Source organism: Rheinheimera sp. NSM, from assembly GCF_052380015.1.
Lineage (GTDB): Bacteria > Pseudomonadota > Gammaproteobacteria > Enterobacterales > Alteromonadaceae > Alishewanella.
In genome coordinates this window covers 377,272-391,920 of the sequence record NZ_JBQTCI010000002.1, presented here as the reverse complement: position 1 = coordinate 391,920, position 14,649 = coordinate 377,272, and the positions used below count along the sequence as shown (strand labels likewise).

The following is a 14,649-nucleotide window of genomic DNA, read 5'->3' as shown; positions in this document are numbered from 1 at the left end:
TCATTGTGCTGCATTGCCGGTTAAAACTTTTGCCGGATTTCGTCTGCTTCGCCACTGTGCTGCATTTGCAGCCAGTGTTGTTGCAACTGCAAGTACAGCTCGTGCGATACCGCCTTGCGGCTGATGGCAAAATAAACCGGGTTTTCGTGCAGCACAAACAATTTTACATAGCGCTGCGCCAGATCGGCCTGAAGCAGCAGTTCATCGACAATAGTTTCATCTTCCAATGTTGCCACTACGCGGTTTGTCGCCAACATCGCCAGTTTCTGTTGGTTGCCCGAGGCATAGAACAAACGTTGCTGCAGCGCGTCTTCCTGCTGCAGCAATTGTTGCCATTTCTGCCCGTAGTAGGCGCCCTCAGTAACTGAAATCAGCCCCGGCCAGCTTAATAATTGAAATAAATCACTGACATTGTGCTGCATTTCACGCTGCCCCACTATCACCATGCGCTCGGTATGATGCGGCCCGACAAAATAACTGAATTGCTCACGCTCTGCAGTTTTCGACATGCCGACCATAATACTCAGTGAACCATTTTCCAGCATTTTGACCGCCCGCCCGGCCGGAAACGCCTGCGCTTTTAACTGGCAGCCTGCTTTAGCCAGCAGTGCACTAAGTAAGGCATACGATTGTTGTGACGTGCGGGTAGCGTTGTGTAAACCAGCTGCCGTGCTTTGCTGCTCTGACTCCAGCCGCACACTAAGTTGACAAGGACTATGCTGCGCAAATGCTGCTGCACTAAACATCAACGCAATTAACAGTAACAGGCTGACTGTGCCGGACAACCGCATCATCTCACGCTCCTGTTAACAATTAACCTCACTATAGCGTTGCAGCCGCAATGCAGCAAGCTGCTGCCAAGTCGCATAAAAAAGGCCGGCAAATCGCCGGCCCTGGTATGAGCTACCGCTTTAACGCCCCTTATTACAGAGCATTAATGTTAGCGGGCATTAGTGCTTTCAAAAATTTTGTCTGCTGAAGCGGCAACAAAGCCGGTGTACAGCAAGCCGTTAGTCATTGGGTAACGGCGGGCAAATTCATAAAAACAACTTGGAATGGTGGCAACGGTATCGCTGAACTGCACCTGATGTAAATCAGCCAGAGTAGAAGATTGCTCCAGGTACACCTGTGGCGTGCCTTTAATCTCGCCACCTGAGGTGTTAAGTAAAAACCCGGCATCTTTCAGCGCATTATTTACCTGCTCCAGGGTGCCGAAGCTTTGTAAGTCATTCACACTTACCGTAAAGTGGTTAGCCCGATAACCCCAGGCAGATACCCAGGCAGCGTATTCGCTTTCAGCCAGCAGTTGCTCATAGGTCGCCTGACTTACCTGCCAGTGCGTACCGCTGTATAGAAAATTATCCGCAGTTACCGCTTCAGAGGGTATTTGTTCAACCAGGGCAGTAATAGTATCGCGCAGATAAGCCGAGCATTTATCTAACAGCAGCTCAGAGATAAATACCTTCGGTAAAGTGCGATCCGGGTGCTCATAATGCTTGGCATACAGCTTTTTCGCTTCAAAATGATACTCACCGCATTCTTCATAACCCAGCGCTTTAAAGTGCGCCGCCAGTTTTTCCAAACCTACTTTTTCCAGGTTAAAGGTACGCAGCGCGATATGATCATTTATTACATCATCCTGCTGCGAGCTGCCGAGTAACTGGTGTACTTGTTTGGCAGAAGGAGTCACCGCTACATAGTCTTGCCACAGGTTGGCAAACAACACTTTTACATCAGTATGCATATTTAATCCGCCTTAACATTTACCGGTTAATACTTGTTTGGCCCTCAGGCCTTATCTAACACTATAAATCTTGCCATTTCGCCATCGTGCAGGCGCAGTGTATCGGCAAATTCCGCGCTTAGCAGCAACAGCTGCTGATCTGCATCAAACTTTGCGTTTTTACCGAAGCTGGCGCGAAATTGCTGCAATTCTGTATTGGCCACCGCCAGCGTTTGTTCACCCTGTACGTCAGCAATTTTAACTTTGACTTTTTGGCTGGCCGCTACCGATTTAATCTGGCTCAGACGCGCTTCAACCGTTGGCCCGGCGTCGAACAAGTCGATATAACCACGATGGCTAAAGCCTTCGCTTTCCAGCATCTTCAGCGCCGGCCTGGTGTTTTGATGCACCAGACCTATCACATCCTGCGCGGCCTGTGGCAGCAAACCAACATAGATAGGATGGCGTGGCATCAGCTCGGCAATAAAAGCCTTTTTACCTACGCCAATCAAGTGATCTGCGGTGGGAAAATCAATGGTTAAAAACAGCTGTTGTAACCAATGCCAAAAGGGTGGCTGGCCATCGCTATCGGCCGCGCCACGCATTTCAGCTATTACCCTGTCGCTAAAACGCTGCGGGTACTCGGCCATAAACAAAAACCGCACTTTGGACAAAAATCGCCCGGCATGGTTACGCCGGTAACTTTCACGCAAAAACAGCGTGCAAATTTCTGACGCGCCGGTGTAGTCGTTACACAGTGTCAGGGTTTTCAGCTGGTTAAACACATTCAGCTCGGCGCTATGGTGAATAACGGTATTCTGCTGAAAGTGATACAGCGGTGTGCTGGTACCCACCGCGGCTTCAATGCCGGTAGTACCGACAATTTCACCGGTTTGGGTATCTTCCAGCACAAACAAATAGCCCTGATCGCCGGGCCCGTCTACTGCAGCGGCAAAGCTGTGCTCGGCATGGTCAATTTTTTGTTTTAAGCGTTCATCGTTTACCGGCAAAGAAGTAAAACCGGCACCGGATTCTATAGCGATCTGTTTTAACGCCGCGAAATCTGCTGCCGTTATCGGCCGGATCACTAACATGGCTTAAGCCTTCACTATTTGGGCTACAGCACGCTCAAAGCGGGCTAAGCCTTCGGTGATATCAGCGTCGCTGATTACCAATGACGGTGCAAAGCGCACTACGCTGGTACCGGCAACCAGTGCCATTAAGCCCTGATCTGCGGCCGCTAACATAAAGTCACGCGCTTTACCGGCGTAATCACTGCTTAGCACTGCGCCAATTAATAAACCGGCACCGCGCACTTCGCTAAATACGTGATATTTTTCGTTAATTTTATCCAGGCCGTCTTTAAACAGCTGCGCTTTGGCTTTAACACCCGCCAGCACCGCCGGTGTATTTACCGTGTTAACTGCCGCTAACGCAACGGCACAGGCCAGCGGGTTACCGCCATACGTAGAGCCGTGCGTACCTACTACCAGGTGCTTGGCAATGTCAGTGGTGGTTAGCATAGCGCCTATCGGGAAGCCGCCGCCCAGCGCTTTGGCTGTGGTCAGAATATCCGGCGTTACGCCATAGCCCATATAGGCATACAGCTCACCGGTGCGGCCTACGCCGGTTTGTACCTCATCAAAAATCAGCAGTGCATTGTGCGCATCACACAGCTCACGTACGCCTTTAATAAATTCAGCAGTGGCCGGCATTACGCCGCCCTCGCCCTGCACCGGCTCAACCATCACCGCACAGGTATTGGCATTAATCAGCGCTTTTACGCTGTCCAGGTTGTTAAATTCGCCGTGTACTATGGCTTCCGGTTTAGGACCAAAACCATCTGAATAGGCCGGCTGGCCACCTACGGTTACGGTAAAGAAAGTACGGCCGTGGAAGCCTTGTTTAAAGGCAATAATCTGGTTCTTCTGCTCGCCGTATTTGTCTTTGGCAAAGCGACGCGCCAGCTTCAGTGCCGCTTCGTTGGCTTCGGCACCGGAGTTAGCAAAGTAGACTTTTTCCGCGAAGGTAGCATCTACCAGTGCTTTAGCCAGCAGCAGCGCAGGCTCATTGGTCATTACGTTGGATAAATGCCACAATTTGTCGGCCTGATCTTTTAACGCTGTAACCAAAGCCGGGTGGCAATGGCCAAGGCAATTTACTGCTATACCGCCGGCAAAGTCGATGAACTCCTTGCCATCCTGGTCCCACACCCGTGCTCCCTTGCCTTTAACCGGGATAATTTTGGAAGGTGCATAGTTTGGCACCATTACGTCATCGAATAAGCTTCTTGAAACCTGCATAAACTACCTCGCTGTTGCTGTAGAGACGGCCGGCCTTTATCAATATAAATGGTGGCTGGCTGAGAATAAATTTAACCTTATTATATTGCTCTGGCTCGTCACATTGCAGTATCATTATCGCCAATTTATCGAACCAAAGCTGCAATTTAACGGATGAGGTTGTCAAAATGATAAGCATGGAAGAAGAAAAGCTGTTAGCAGTACTGAAGCACAATGCCCGCGCCAGTATTTCAGACCTGGCAAGGATGCTGGATTTGTCCCGTTCTACCGTACAAACCCGCATTGCTAAGCTTGAGCAAAGCGGCGTGATTAAAGGCTATTCCGTCGATTATGGCGAGGACTATCTGGCCTCACTGGTATCAGCGCATGTCAGTATTAAAGTGCGGCAAAAACTCACCGCCAAAACCAATGTCGAGCTCAAGCAAATTGCGCAAGTCTCGGCGCTCTATGCTATCAGCGGCGAGTACGATCTTATCGCCATAGTGCAGGCACAAAGCACCGAGCAACTTAGCCATATTCTGGATGATATCGGCAATTTAGACGGCGTAGAGCGTACCAACTCATCGGTTATTCTGGAAACCAAGTTTAAGCGTTAACGTGAGCAATTAAGCAATATATAGATAATTAAATGTAAAATGGCGGTCTGGCAGACTCACATGATTTTTATAACCCGATGAGCACTATTTTGCAGCGCAATGTATGAATATATTTAAATAAAAACGCAGCAAAAGCTGCGTTTTTTCAGCGAAAACCCGGCCATTACTTTACAAGGTTACTTTTTAGTCCAGGCGGTATCCCAGGCGGTACCTTTACCCGGCTCATAGGCCCAGGCGGCACCGGCACACCAGCCGGTAGCAGGCCAGGGTTTACACTCGTATACGCTGCCGTCATTGCTTACCTGGTCACCGGCCTGGTAGGCAAAGCCTGCCTGGTACGCCGGTATGGCTGTTGGGTCACCTTTTACCACTACCTGGTGTTGCACCACTTTACTGGCGGCACCTTTAGCATCGGTTACCTGTAAGGCAAAGTGGAACGGTGTATCCTTCGCTGGTGCAGGCAGTTGCACCACTAACTGTTGCTCTGTGGTGCTGTCGGCAGACACACCGGCCGGCAAGGTCCAGGCAAAAGTTAATTCCGAGCCTTCGGCATCGCTTGACTCCGCACCGGATAACAGCAGCTCGCTGCCACCTTCTATTTCTGCCGGGCCGGTAATTACTGCTACCGGCGCTTTGTTACCGTCAGTTTCAGCAATAATGGTCAAGTCATGGCTGGCTGTAGCGCTTAAACCTTCTTCATCCGTCACGGTCAGCTTAAACTGCAGTGTGGTATCTTTGGTTACGGCAGGCAAAGCCGCTACCAGCGTTACATTTTCCACCGTATCAGCGCTAACACCTTGCGGTAAGGTCCAGGCGTAAGTTAATGGCTTGTTTTCCGGATCGGTCGATTGCGCTGCGCTTAGCGTCACAGTTGGCATATTCTCAACCGAGGTTGGGCCGGTAATTACCGCTACCGGCGGCAGGTTAATGTCGCCACCATCGGTAATAACCACTTCAGGGAACTTTTGCAGTAAGCATTTTTTGTAGTCGCCGGGCAACAGTGCCGAATGCGCAGTTTGGTAACCTACCAGTTGGCAAGCATAGCTCTTACCGCCGTTGGGGTTATCGGCAACATAAGAGTAGTCTTCTTCCCAGCTTATTTTCAGTGCGCCGGCACCGTATTCGTCAAAGTACTTCATGCCTTTACAGCCCAGCACTTCGTCATTACTGATTTCTACGCCAAAATAAGCGGCAGTATCACGGTAGTATTTAATCCGGTTGGCCGATTGCGCATGCTCATTGGCACCGCCACACTCTACGCCACCATTCATAATTTGCGTGGTTACACCAAAGCCCGGTACTAAACCGTTGGCAATATCGTGCGCGTTTGGCTGCCAGGTACCGTCAATAACGTGCAACATAGACGGCTTAGGCGGCTGCGGATAAACAAAAAAGAACACCGCACTGGCCAGGTTTAACCAGGAATCGGCAACTAATGCCGGCTCGTCCAGCAAGGTTCTTACCGTACCAAACATCGCCTGTGAAAACGGGCCATAGTTATAGTTGTAAGACAACTGCTTGGCACCGCGGCCAAAATAGCTTTTAAATTCGCCGTTAGCTAAAGTACCACACGGCCAGGTTTGGCCCTGCCAAGTGTTGGGGTTACACTCACCGGCATAGCCGTTAGCGGTATCTTCGCTCCAGCCCATTTCACGCACATGCACTAAAGCCTGGCGCCATTCCGGAATAGGGGAATGAATATCATGGCCACCGGTTTCCTGGGCAAAGTGCGCCACCGCTACTGCCAGCGTTTTACTACAAATTTCTTCTGCATTACGGCCATCTTCATAGTCACCACAAAAGGCCGGAAACTTGGCTGCAGCCTGTAAAAAGCCGCGGTAAGTATATTCCGGTGCCCGCATTGGAAATACATACTCAAACTGCTGCTCGTCAAACAAGCGCTCAATACGCTGTACGTTAGACGGGTTGTCGGCCTTACCCGGCGCCACCGCTTCTACTACAGCGTTATCGCGGGTAGCAATAGTCGCCTTTACCATTTCCATTTCCGGAAAACTGGTTAAAGAGGCTTCTTTGGCATCCAGTTCAGCCTGGCTGATATACACCGCATCCGGGTTTTCCGGTTCAACAGGATCAACCGGATCGACAGGCTCTCCGGGCTCTCCGCCGTCATCGTCCGACAGCGCCCATGCGGTTTCCCATTCATTTTCTACTGCGGCGCCCGGTACATCGCCGGCATTAGCCCACCATTTGGCTTTATAAATAACGTCGTTAAAACTAACAACACTACCACCCGCGTAGCCCTGGTTAATATCATACTGCGGTGCAGCCCATAACTGGCCACTCATACAAATGCCGGCAAGTAAGGCGGCTATTTTGGTTAATTTCATCTTAGTTAATACCTGTTCTCGTGGGCCTGGCCCATAAACAATGACAATGCCGGTATGGCTGCTTACGTTATTAATGCCTTCTGTAGCAACGCCATGCGGCTGTTTATCGCCACAAGGTTGCCATAATCGAAAGGCAGCCAAAAGTAACCGCCGGGCCCCTCCGCGTCTATCAGACTACTCTGATCCACAGCCCGGATGCACAGCCACAAGCCTGAACCCGCTACTGCCATAGCACGGGGTTAAGGGTTAAGGGCTAAAGGTTAAGCACCCGGCATTATAGGACAACTCTGACCCCTGATTCAGAGCATGCCGATCCCCCCCCCAAGGCGATAACGCCATAATGCGGCCCTGAATTACGGTGCAGCCGGCATAAACAGCCGGGCACAACAGCCTGGGCTGACAGTGGCGGCATTAAACACCGGCAACAGCGATTGAACAGATAAACAAAGCAACGAGCGGAGAAAACTCATGCGCAAACATACAGTTAGCAAACACACGCTAAAAGGCTGGCTTGGCATGTCGCTGTTGGCAACGGCCTGCAGCAGTCCGGTTTATGCTGCCGGCCCCAGTATCCATATAGGTTCGTTGTACGACTATATGCAGGGCAATAAAAGCACGCTGTTAAAGCGGGTGCGTAACAGCGGCGACAGTACCGCTTTTGTTAAAGTAACCGTAAGCGAAATAGTTTATGACGACAACGGCAATTCCACTGAGGTGGCTAACCCGGACGTTATGCCACTTAACACGGCTAACGCCAACACCTTAATTGCCAGCCCGGCGCGGTTAATAGTGCCGGCCAGCGGCATGCAGGCCAGCCGCCTGCTGTATTTAGGCCAGCGCGACAAAGAGCGTTATTTTCGCGTGCGGTTTATTCCGGTACTGCCGGAAAAAGACGACGGCTTTAATGTGTCTACCGCCGATGCCGAACAATACCAAGCCACATTACAGGCCGGTGTAAATGTTTTGTCCGGCTTTGGCAGTGTGGTGTTTATTCGCCCGGCCAGCGTGCATTACGACACCCGGCTGGAGCAACAAGACAACCAATTCAGCGTACACAACCACGGCAACAGCACCATAGTGCTGGATGCCTTTAGAGACTGCCAGGCCGACGGCCTGCAGTGCGAAGTGGCAACCAAATATCACGTGCGGCCCAACAGCCGGCGCGATTTTACCAAAGCGGCAGGTCGTGCCTACCGTTTTGAGCTTATTGAAGGTAACAACAGCAAAAAGTTCACCATTGATAAGTAATTGCAACACCCCATTAAACTATCCACTAGGAGTTACATTATGAAACACAAACTTACCCTATCCGCCCTGGCGTTGTTAATGTCATCTGCTGCCCTGGCCGAGCCGATTGAGCACCAGGTAACGGTTACTGCCACTGTGCCTACTGAAGCCTTTTATGTAACACCGGCTGGTGGTAACTGGATGAACGACCCGCAAGACCTGGGTTACAACAGCGCCACCGGTCAGCTGAACAGTGTTACACGGCAGCTGGATATGAGAAGCACCAGCGGCGCTATCTCCGCCCATTTGTTAGGCTCGCCTAATATTATCAGCGGTTCAGACCGTATCGACTTAACCATTAATGTTAACGGCGTAGCCCTTAGCACCACCTCTGGCGTGGTACTGGCTGCCACTGAAGCCGCGGCCGGCGACCGCGTTAACTTCCAGATTGTTCCTGAAACAGCACCAACCGGCGGTTTTGAACCGGGTAGCTACACCGGCATTATCAGCATGGTGTTTGAAACTCCGGATCCATAATAGCCGGCAGCAATACGCTGTCACTGTAACCCCTCACAGCCCGGCCAGCCGGGCTGTGAATTATATACACCTGCATTACTTGCAGAAAATATCGGTGCAGAACACCCGGTCAGAGTAGCCATGATGATAAGCAAACTTCCATTTAAAAACACTGTGTTACACCTTTGCCTTAGTCTGGCACTTACCGCCACGGTGCAGGCACAAACACCGCCCCCTGCCCAGCGATCTTTACTGGCGCAGGCCGCGGGCATGCCGGCAGAATTTGCCGGCCATTTTTTTGACGTGCCGCTGGCGGTACGGGTAGAGCTGGATGGCAAGTTGCTGGGCGAAGCCATGATTACGCTGTCAACCGACGAACAAATACAGCTGTTAAACTTTACCGCCAGCGATGACATTAGCTACAGCAGTGCCGAACAACAGCGCTGGGCCGGCATACTTAGTCAAAGCCGGCCGCTGGGCCGCTGCGACCATGCCTGCCCGGCCAATTTGCTGGCGCTGCATTACAGCCTGGAAAACTCGCAGCTGAGTATTGTTACCCATAACGCCGAACAAAACCCGGCACAGGCCAAATTTCACCACCTGCCACAGCAAGCCAGCAACGGCGTAATGTTGCGCAACCAGCTCAATGTCAGCCATAGCGGGCAGCAGCTTACCGGTAACTATAATGCAGAAATACTCGGCAGCCTGGGCAACTGGACCGGCATGAGCAGCCTGCAACTGACCGAAACCGGTGAGCACGACCAGTCGCTACGCTATGCCATGCCCTATTTGTATGCTCAGCGCGAGCTGGAAGGCAGTTTTTTCCGCGCCGGTTATTTTACCCCCTCGGCGCAAGGCATTATTCGCCAACCGCAAAGCCGTGGCGGCGCACCGGACAGCACCCTGGGAGTGATGATAGGTAGCTCTGACAGCCTGGCCGTTAGCCGGGCCACACCAAGCGCCACGCCGATTTATGTTACCGCCAACCGCCCGGCGATGGTTGAAATACACCGCAACGGCGTTTTGCTGTACAGCCAAAGCGTGCAACCCGGCCTGCACACGCTGGATACCCGTGGCCTGCCGGGCGGTATTTACCCGGTAGAAGTACGGCTGATAGAAGACGGCGTAGTAACCTCGCGCAGCGAAGAGTTTGTTTACAAACCCACCAACTGGCACAACACCGAACAGCGCTGGCGCTACAACCTGTATTTAGGCCGCCAGAGCCGGCTGCTGAATAACTGGCATAATAACGCAGACGGTGAGTTAAGCGCCGGCGTTATGCTGAACTACCTGCTGCACCCACGCGCCATTTTAGGCCTGTCGGGCCAGCGCATAGACGGCACTATGCAGTACGGCAGCTCGCTGGACTGGCAGCTGAACAGCCGCAGCAGCCTGTATACCAACCTGTACCATAGCGCCAACCTCAATACCGGCATCGATCTGCAGTATATCTACCGCTATACCAATGGCGATCTGCTGCTTAGCCATAACCGCAGCTGGCTGGATATTACTACCGACTATGGCAGCTACAGCGGCAAGAACCAGCAAAGCGCCATTGCCTGGCAGCAACGGTTAAGTTACCACAACAGCGTATCCATGCGGTTAAGCAACGCCCGGGGCAATAACAATGGTACAGGCGTTGACTTAAGTTGGCTGCATAACGGCAGCCTGGCCGGCTCTGACGCCACCTGGCGCTTATCGGTATTTGACCGTCCGGCCAGTATCAGCAGTGGCAGCCAGCGTAACCATGGTATAGAGCTTAACCTGAACATTAACCTGGGCGGTAAAAACCAGCGCGTGGCCGCCAGCATTGGCAGCCGCACCGCGCGCGATGGCAACCGCGACCATAACGCCAGCCTGAACTGGCAGCAGTACTATGACGAAGGCCTGGTACGCAACCTGGCCGGCACTGTCAGTGCCGACCGCTACGGCGTAAGCCTGGCCGGCAATACCGGCTTTAGCAACAGCGTGTTACAGGGTGATGCCTATGCGCAGCAATCGTCGTACAACCACCAAATCAGCGGCGGCCTTAACCTGCAAAGCACAGTGGCGATAGGCGATAAGCATATTGCCGCCAGCGGCGAGAGCACCCACGCCGAAGCCGGGTTAATTATTGATGTTGAATCTGACGTAGAACAGCTGCAGCTGCGTGCCGACGACCCGGCCGGCTTTAGTACTACACTGCAACCCGGGCGCAATTTTATTGCCGTTAACCCGTATAAAGCCGGCACGGTACAGTTTGACTTTGCCGACAACGAAGCCCATGCGCTTGCTATTCAGCCGGCCATGAGCAGCTACCATTTAAACCGTGGTGGCGTAGCCTACCGGCAAATACGGGTTATGAAAACCGTTACCGTGCTGGGCCGCCTGCTGGGTAGCGATGGCCAGCCGTTAAGCGGCCACCAGGTAATTAACCACGCCAGCCGCAGCGTAACCGAAGCCAGTGGCTTTTTTGCCGTAGAAATGAGCGAAAGCAGCCCCACGCTGGACGTACAGCACAAAGGCCGCCCGCTATGCGCGCTAACGCTTAACCCGGCACAACACCAGCGCGAAAACGACACCTTACTGGTGGGTGACTTACAGTGCGACGCCAGCCTGGCGCAGCAACAGCCGCCGGCCACTGCGGCCAGCTTAAGCAATGCCAGTGCACCGAATTAACCGCCGGCTGATTACACCGCCGCCACTGCTAACGAATATGCTAAGGAATTTTATGTTAACCAACAGCAACACAACTTATACCCCCGGCTACCTTGCCGGCTGGTATCTTGCCGGCTTACTTGGCTTAGCCGCCGCTCTGCCGGCACAGGCGGTAGATACTACCGTTAGCGCCGAATTTAAACCGTCAGTACTTAACCCTGGCAATAATAAATTTATCAATACCACGCCCTGCACTACACATCCGGTTTTCTGCGGGCTTCAAGGGGATGAGCAGCCGACTCTACTGCCGATAGAGGTGCGTAATCGCCTTCTGATTAAAGATGACTCTGTACGTAACCGGTTATTTCATCGCTTTCCCGGTCAGCGCACCGTTAACCTGGTCCACGCCGGCAGTGGTGCAAACTTTGACGTGCTTTTCAAATTCGCTGCTATTGGAGCAATCTATCATGGTCCGGCTAGTTTGAACGACGTAATTAACTACAATTTCCATATTCCCGAGAATAGTGGTGCCCAATGCAGTAACGGCCAACGACTGGCCTGGGGCAGCGCGGGGTCTATAAGCTCCGGCTACACCTGGGCAATTACGGACAGCAGCCAAAGTAGTGGCGGCGAGTGCAATTCTATCCCCCTTAGAAATGATGAACACGACCCGAATTATCTAATTCGCAGCCTGATGATGGGCTATAAACTGCTCACCCCCAACCCGTTAACGCTGCCCAATGGCGAGTATACCGGCCAGGTAAGTTTTAGTGTGGGTGCCGGCCAGGAGCTGGATCTTGGTGATGGCGATTATTCCGATTCTGTGCTCAATATCAACTTTGTGTTAACAGTAGAGCATGATTTTCAGCTGGATTTTCCTCCGGGCAGCGACCGCGCCGTACTGCAGCCGCCCAACGGCTGGAACGATTACCTGCATAAAGGCGTAACCCCGGCCAGGCTGTACCGTAACCAGCCGTTTAACGTGCACAGCTCCGGCCCGTTTAAAGTGCATGTTAACTGCCAGTACAGTAATGGCAGCCGCTGTATGCTGCGTAATAATGCCGATAACCACGAGGTACCGCTGCAGGTAGCGCTCACCCTGCCACCCGGTATACAAAACAGCAGTGGCAGCACGGTAAGCCGTGAACTGCTACCCATAAGCAGCGCCGCAGCCAGCAGCTACCACAGCGTGCAGGCCGTATTTGGTAAACGCGCGCAGCTGCATTTTGATGTGTTACAAACCGATGTAGAGCAAATGCTAAGCCGGGCCGGCAGTACTTACCAGGGTAATGTTACCGTGGTATTTGATGCCGCGTTATAGCGGTTGGCGCTATAAATCAGAGTTCTCTGATGGTGCCGGCAACCACCGGCGTTATACTGGCTGTAGTTTAACCTCTCCGTTAAACATTCAGGTATAGCGCCGTCTTCCCTCAGATTAGGCGTTACACCTGTTAGCGGCACGGCCTTGTTGTAGGGGCAGTGCCGCTTTTTTTATACATCATCCAAACCAGCCACTGTGCTGCGCAGATAAGTGCGTTTTTATCTGCATCTGCGGGCCCTTCTGCCTGGCGGCGCAAAATCAGACCACTCTGATAGCGCCGGCAATAGCAAGCGTTATACTGCTCAATGTTAACTTGTCCTTAAGTTAAGCACCCTGTTGGGTATACCGCCATTTCTCAGATTGGGGCTGGTACCTTTTACAGCGGCATTACCTTGTTGAGGGGGATGTGCCGCTTTTTTTTGCGCCAGCCCGCCCACTTGCCTTTTCAGACTTATCCGATATACGCCGGAGCTATTTGATTTTACGCTGGGGTTTCCCGGGCTTTTTAGCCAACGCAACCGGAACGCCGCGAATGAACCTGGAACAATACTGGCAACAGCTGACCGAGCGTCAGCAGTTGCATTATCACGGTATGCTTACCGTTAATTGTGTGCAAAACTATTTAACGGTGCCGTCGCGCCGCTGCCTGATCCGCCTAACAGAGCCACAAAAGCGCTTGTTTGCCTGTTTAATCCTGGGTACCACTGCCAAGGGCGCCCTGCAGCACAAAATATGGTTTGACCGGCCTCAGCCGAACCCCGGCGACAGTTACCATCAGTTATTGCAGCAGGTGCGGCGCCTGCTCAGCAAACAGGGTCTTGGCGGGCTGTTGCTTATTAACCCGGGCAGTGGTGTCAGGTTAAACCCGGCGGTGTTAGTACGATATGTGGCCGCAGCACCCGTTATAACAAGCTTTAATAACCCGGCCCGTGCAATAAGCCATAGCTTAGCGGAGGCAAAATGTTACGACAATTAATGTATGGCTGGCCAATGGCGCTGCTGGCAGCCATAGCTGTATCGGCGGCAGAGCCGTCAACGGCAGTTACTGATACTCCGCAACAAGCCGGGTTGCCCTGCTGTAGTAACAGCGCCCTGGCTAACCGCGTTTGGTTACAGACATCAAAGGAAGCAGAGCCCGGAGCGCTACGGATATTTCTGGCTAATGGCACTATGTTACTGGCATCTGATGTTGCCAGCCCGGCGATTGAGCAATGGCTATGTACCCAAGGCCGGCTTTACCTGATTGAACAGGGTATTCGCTATAGCGCCGACATTTTGCAGCTAACTGAGACGGTGTTAACACTGCAACTGGAGCACCCGGCGGGTAGCACTGTGCTGTCGTTTGTGGCCGCCGATCAGATAATTTACTGATAAGGAGCCATTATGTTGCTACGTGCTGTGTCGCTACGTGCTATGTTGCTACGTACCGGGTTATTCCCTGCAGTGGCGTTGCTGGCGGGCTGCTGCAGCCTTAGCGCCTGTAACAGCACTGAACCCGTGCCGGCTGACGCCGGTATAAATAATACCACCACCATTTGGACTGTGGCCGGGCACTATGTGCCGGGGGTAAGCGCTATTAACTCACAGCAGGCTGAACGCTGGCACGGTAAAAGCCTGCGTTTTGGCCTGTCCTATGCGCAGGCGCTGGAACAGCGCTGTACAAACCCGACATACCACCGTACTGCGGTGGATAAAATACCCTATCTGGCGCGCGAGTTTCATTTATCCATGTCGGCGATGCAGAAAATATCCGGCCAGGCCTTAACGGTGCAACAGACGTTATGTGGTGGCGAGCCGTGGGCCGAACCGGGTGCCACGCTGCTGATCAGTAACAGTAACGAAGCCTGGCTGCCATGGGACGGGGTATTTTACAAACTGGTGCCGGGTAATGATGAAGTGGCAGCAGACGCTGCACCGCTGCCATGAAGCAGTTATCATTTATAAGCTACCCGGCTCAGCGGCAGCGAATGTCTGACAC

13 protein-coding genes are annotated in these 14,649 nt (G+C 52.6%); 8 read left to right on the top strand and 5 right to left on the bottom strand.

Features of this window, described 5'->3' with window-relative positions; genetic code table 11:
- Nucleotides 1-20: 20 nt before the first annotated feature.
- The 4 genes from ACTZWV_RS07620 to ACTZWV_RS07605 form a co-directional block, all read right to left on the bottom strand.
- The gene (locus ACTZWV_RS07620; RefSeq protein ID WP_444785970.1) at nt 21-794 is read right to left on the bottom strand and encodes a substrate-binding periplasmic protein; all 774 of its coding nucleotides are present in this window, start codon (nt 792-794) and stop codon (nt 21-23) included.
- Nucleotides 795-940: 146 nt separating this feature from the next.
- Nucleotides 941-1,744: a DUF1338 domain-containing protein gene (locus ACTZWV_RS07615; protein WP_444785969.1), complete on the bottom strand. Its 804-nt coding sequence runs from the start codon at nt 1,742-1,744 to the stop codon at nt 941-943.
- A gap of 44 nt (nt 1,745-1,788) precedes the next feature.
- A complete protein-coding gene (astA, locus tag ACTZWV_RS07610; protein ID WP_444785968.1) occupies nt 1,789-2,817 on the bottom strand; it encodes an arginine N-succinyltransferase in 1,029 nt (342 codons plus the stop codon).
- A gap of 3 nt (nt 2,818-2,820) precedes the next feature.
- Nucleotides 2,821-4,026 (bottom strand): aspartate aminotransferase family protein, encoded by a 1,206-nt coding sequence (locus ACTZWV_RS07605; protein WP_444785967.1) that lies wholly within the window; start codon nt 4,024-4,026, stop codon nt 2,821-2,823.
- A gap of 38 nt (nt 4,027-4,064) precedes the next feature.
- Between ACTZWV_RS07605 and ACTZWV_RS07600 the strand changes: the two genes are divergently transcribed.
- Nucleotides 4,065-4,622: an Lrp/AsnC family transcriptional regulator gene (locus ACTZWV_RS07600; protein ID WP_444786278.1), complete on the top strand. Its 558-nt coding sequence runs from the start codon at nt 4,065-4,067 to the stop codon at nt 4,620-4,622.
- A 176-nt stretch (nt 4,623-4,798) separates the two neighbouring features.
- Here ACTZWV_RS07600 and ACTZWV_RS07595 read toward each other — a convergent pair whose 3' ends face one another.
- The gene (locus tag ACTZWV_RS07595) at nt 4,799-6,970 is read right to left on the bottom strand and encodes a glycoside hydrolase family 19 protein (RefSeq protein ID WP_444785966.1); all 2,172 of its coding nucleotides are present in this window, start codon (nt 6,968-6,970) and stop codon (nt 4,799-4,801) included.
- Nucleotides 6,971-7,438: 468 nt separating this feature from the next.
- Between ACTZWV_RS07595 and ACTZWV_RS07590 the strand changes: the two genes are divergently transcribed.
- From ACTZWV_RS07590 to ACTZWV_RS07560, 7 genes are all read left to right on the top strand, one after another.
- On the top strand, nt 7,439-8,218 hold the full coding sequence (locus ACTZWV_RS07590) for a hypothetical protein (protein WP_444785965.1): 780 nt from the start codon (nt 7,439-7,441) through the stop codon (nt 8,216-8,218).
- 39 nt (nt 8,219-8,257) lie between these two features.
- Complete coding sequence (locus ACTZWV_RS07585) at nt 8,258-8,734, top strand: CS1 type fimbrial major subunit (protein ID WP_444785964.1); 477 nt, start codon at nt 8,258-8,260, stop codon at nt 8,732-8,734.
- Nucleotides 8,735-8,854: 120 nt separating this feature from the next.
- A complete protein-coding gene (locus tag ACTZWV_RS07580) occupies nt 8,855-11,371 on the top strand; it encodes a CS1-pili formation C-terminal domain-containing protein (RefSeq protein ID WP_444785963.1) in 2,517 nt (838 codons plus the stop codon).
- Nucleotides 11,372-11,423: 52 nt separating this feature from the next.
- Nucleotides 11,424-12,671: a hypothetical protein gene (locus ACTZWV_RS07575; RefSeq protein ID WP_444785962.1), complete on the top strand. Its 1,248-nt coding sequence runs from the start codon at nt 11,424-11,426 to the stop codon at nt 12,669-12,671.
- 532 nt (nt 12,672-13,203) lie between these two features.
- A complete protein-coding gene (locus ACTZWV_RS07570) occupies nt 13,204-13,647 on the top strand; it encodes a hypothetical protein (RefSeq protein WP_444785961.1) in 444 nt (147 codons plus the stop codon).
- A complete protein-coding gene (locus tag ACTZWV_RS07565; RefSeq protein ID WP_444785960.1) occupies nt 13,632-14,042 on the top strand; it encodes a hypothetical protein in 411 nt (136 codons plus the stop codon). Before ACTZWV_RS07570 ends, ACTZWV_RS07565 begins: the two co-directional genes overlap by 16 nt.
- Nucleotides 14,043-14,054: 12 nt before the next feature.
- Entirely contained in the window at nt 14,055-14,597 is a 543-nt protein-coding gene (locus ACTZWV_RS07560) for a hypothetical protein (RefSeq protein WP_444785959.1), read from the top strand.
- Nucleotides 14,598-14,649 lie beyond the last annotated feature (52 nt).

Coding starts and splice junctions, on each gene's coding strand:
- ACTZWV_RS07620 (WP_444785970.1), bottom strand. CDS start 794: ATGATGCGGTTGTCCGGCACAGTCAGCCTGTTACTGTTAATTGCGTTG.
- ACTZWV_RS07615 (WP_444785969.1), bottom strand. CDS start 1,744: ATGCATACTGATGTAAAAGTGTTGTTTGCCAACCTGTGGCAAGACTAT.
- astA (WP_444785968.1), bottom strand. CDS start 2,817: ATGTTAGTGATCCGGCCGATAACGGCAGCAGATTTCGCGGCGTTAAAA.
- ACTZWV_RS07605 (WP_444785967.1), bottom strand. CDS start 4,026: ATGCAGGTTTCAAGAAGCTTATTCGATGACGTAATGGTGCCAAACTAT.
- ACTZWV_RS07595 (WP_444785966.1), bottom strand. CDS start 6,970: ATGAAATTAACCAAAATAGCCGCCTTACTTGCCGGCATTTGTATGAGT.
- ACTZWV_RS07590 (WP_444785965.1), top strand. CDS start 7,439: ATGCGCAAACATACAGTTAGCAAACACACGCTAAAAGGCTGGCTTGGC.
- ACTZWV_RS07585 (WP_444785964.1), top strand. CDS start 8,258: ATGAAACACAAACTTACCCTATCCGCCCTGGCGTTGTTAATGTCATCT.
- ACTZWV_RS07580 (WP_444785963.1), top strand. CDS start 8,855: ATGATGATAAGCAAACTTCCATTTAAAAACACTGTGTTACACCTTTGC.
- ACTZWV_RS07575 (WP_444785962.1), top strand. CDS start 11,424: ATGTTAACCAACAGCAACACAACTTATACCCCCGGCTACCTTGCCGGC.
- ACTZWV_RS07570 (WP_444785961.1), top strand. CDS start 13,204: ATGAACCTGGAACAATACTGGCAACAGCTGACCGAGCGTCAGCAGTTG.
- ACTZWV_RS07565 (WP_444785960.1), top strand. CDS start 13,632: ATGTTACGACAATTAATGTATGGCTGGCCAATGGCGCTGCTGGCAGCC.
- ACTZWV_RS07560 (WP_444785959.1), top strand. CDS start 14,055: ATGTTGCTACGTGCTGTGTCGCTACGTGCTATGTTGCTACGTACCGGG.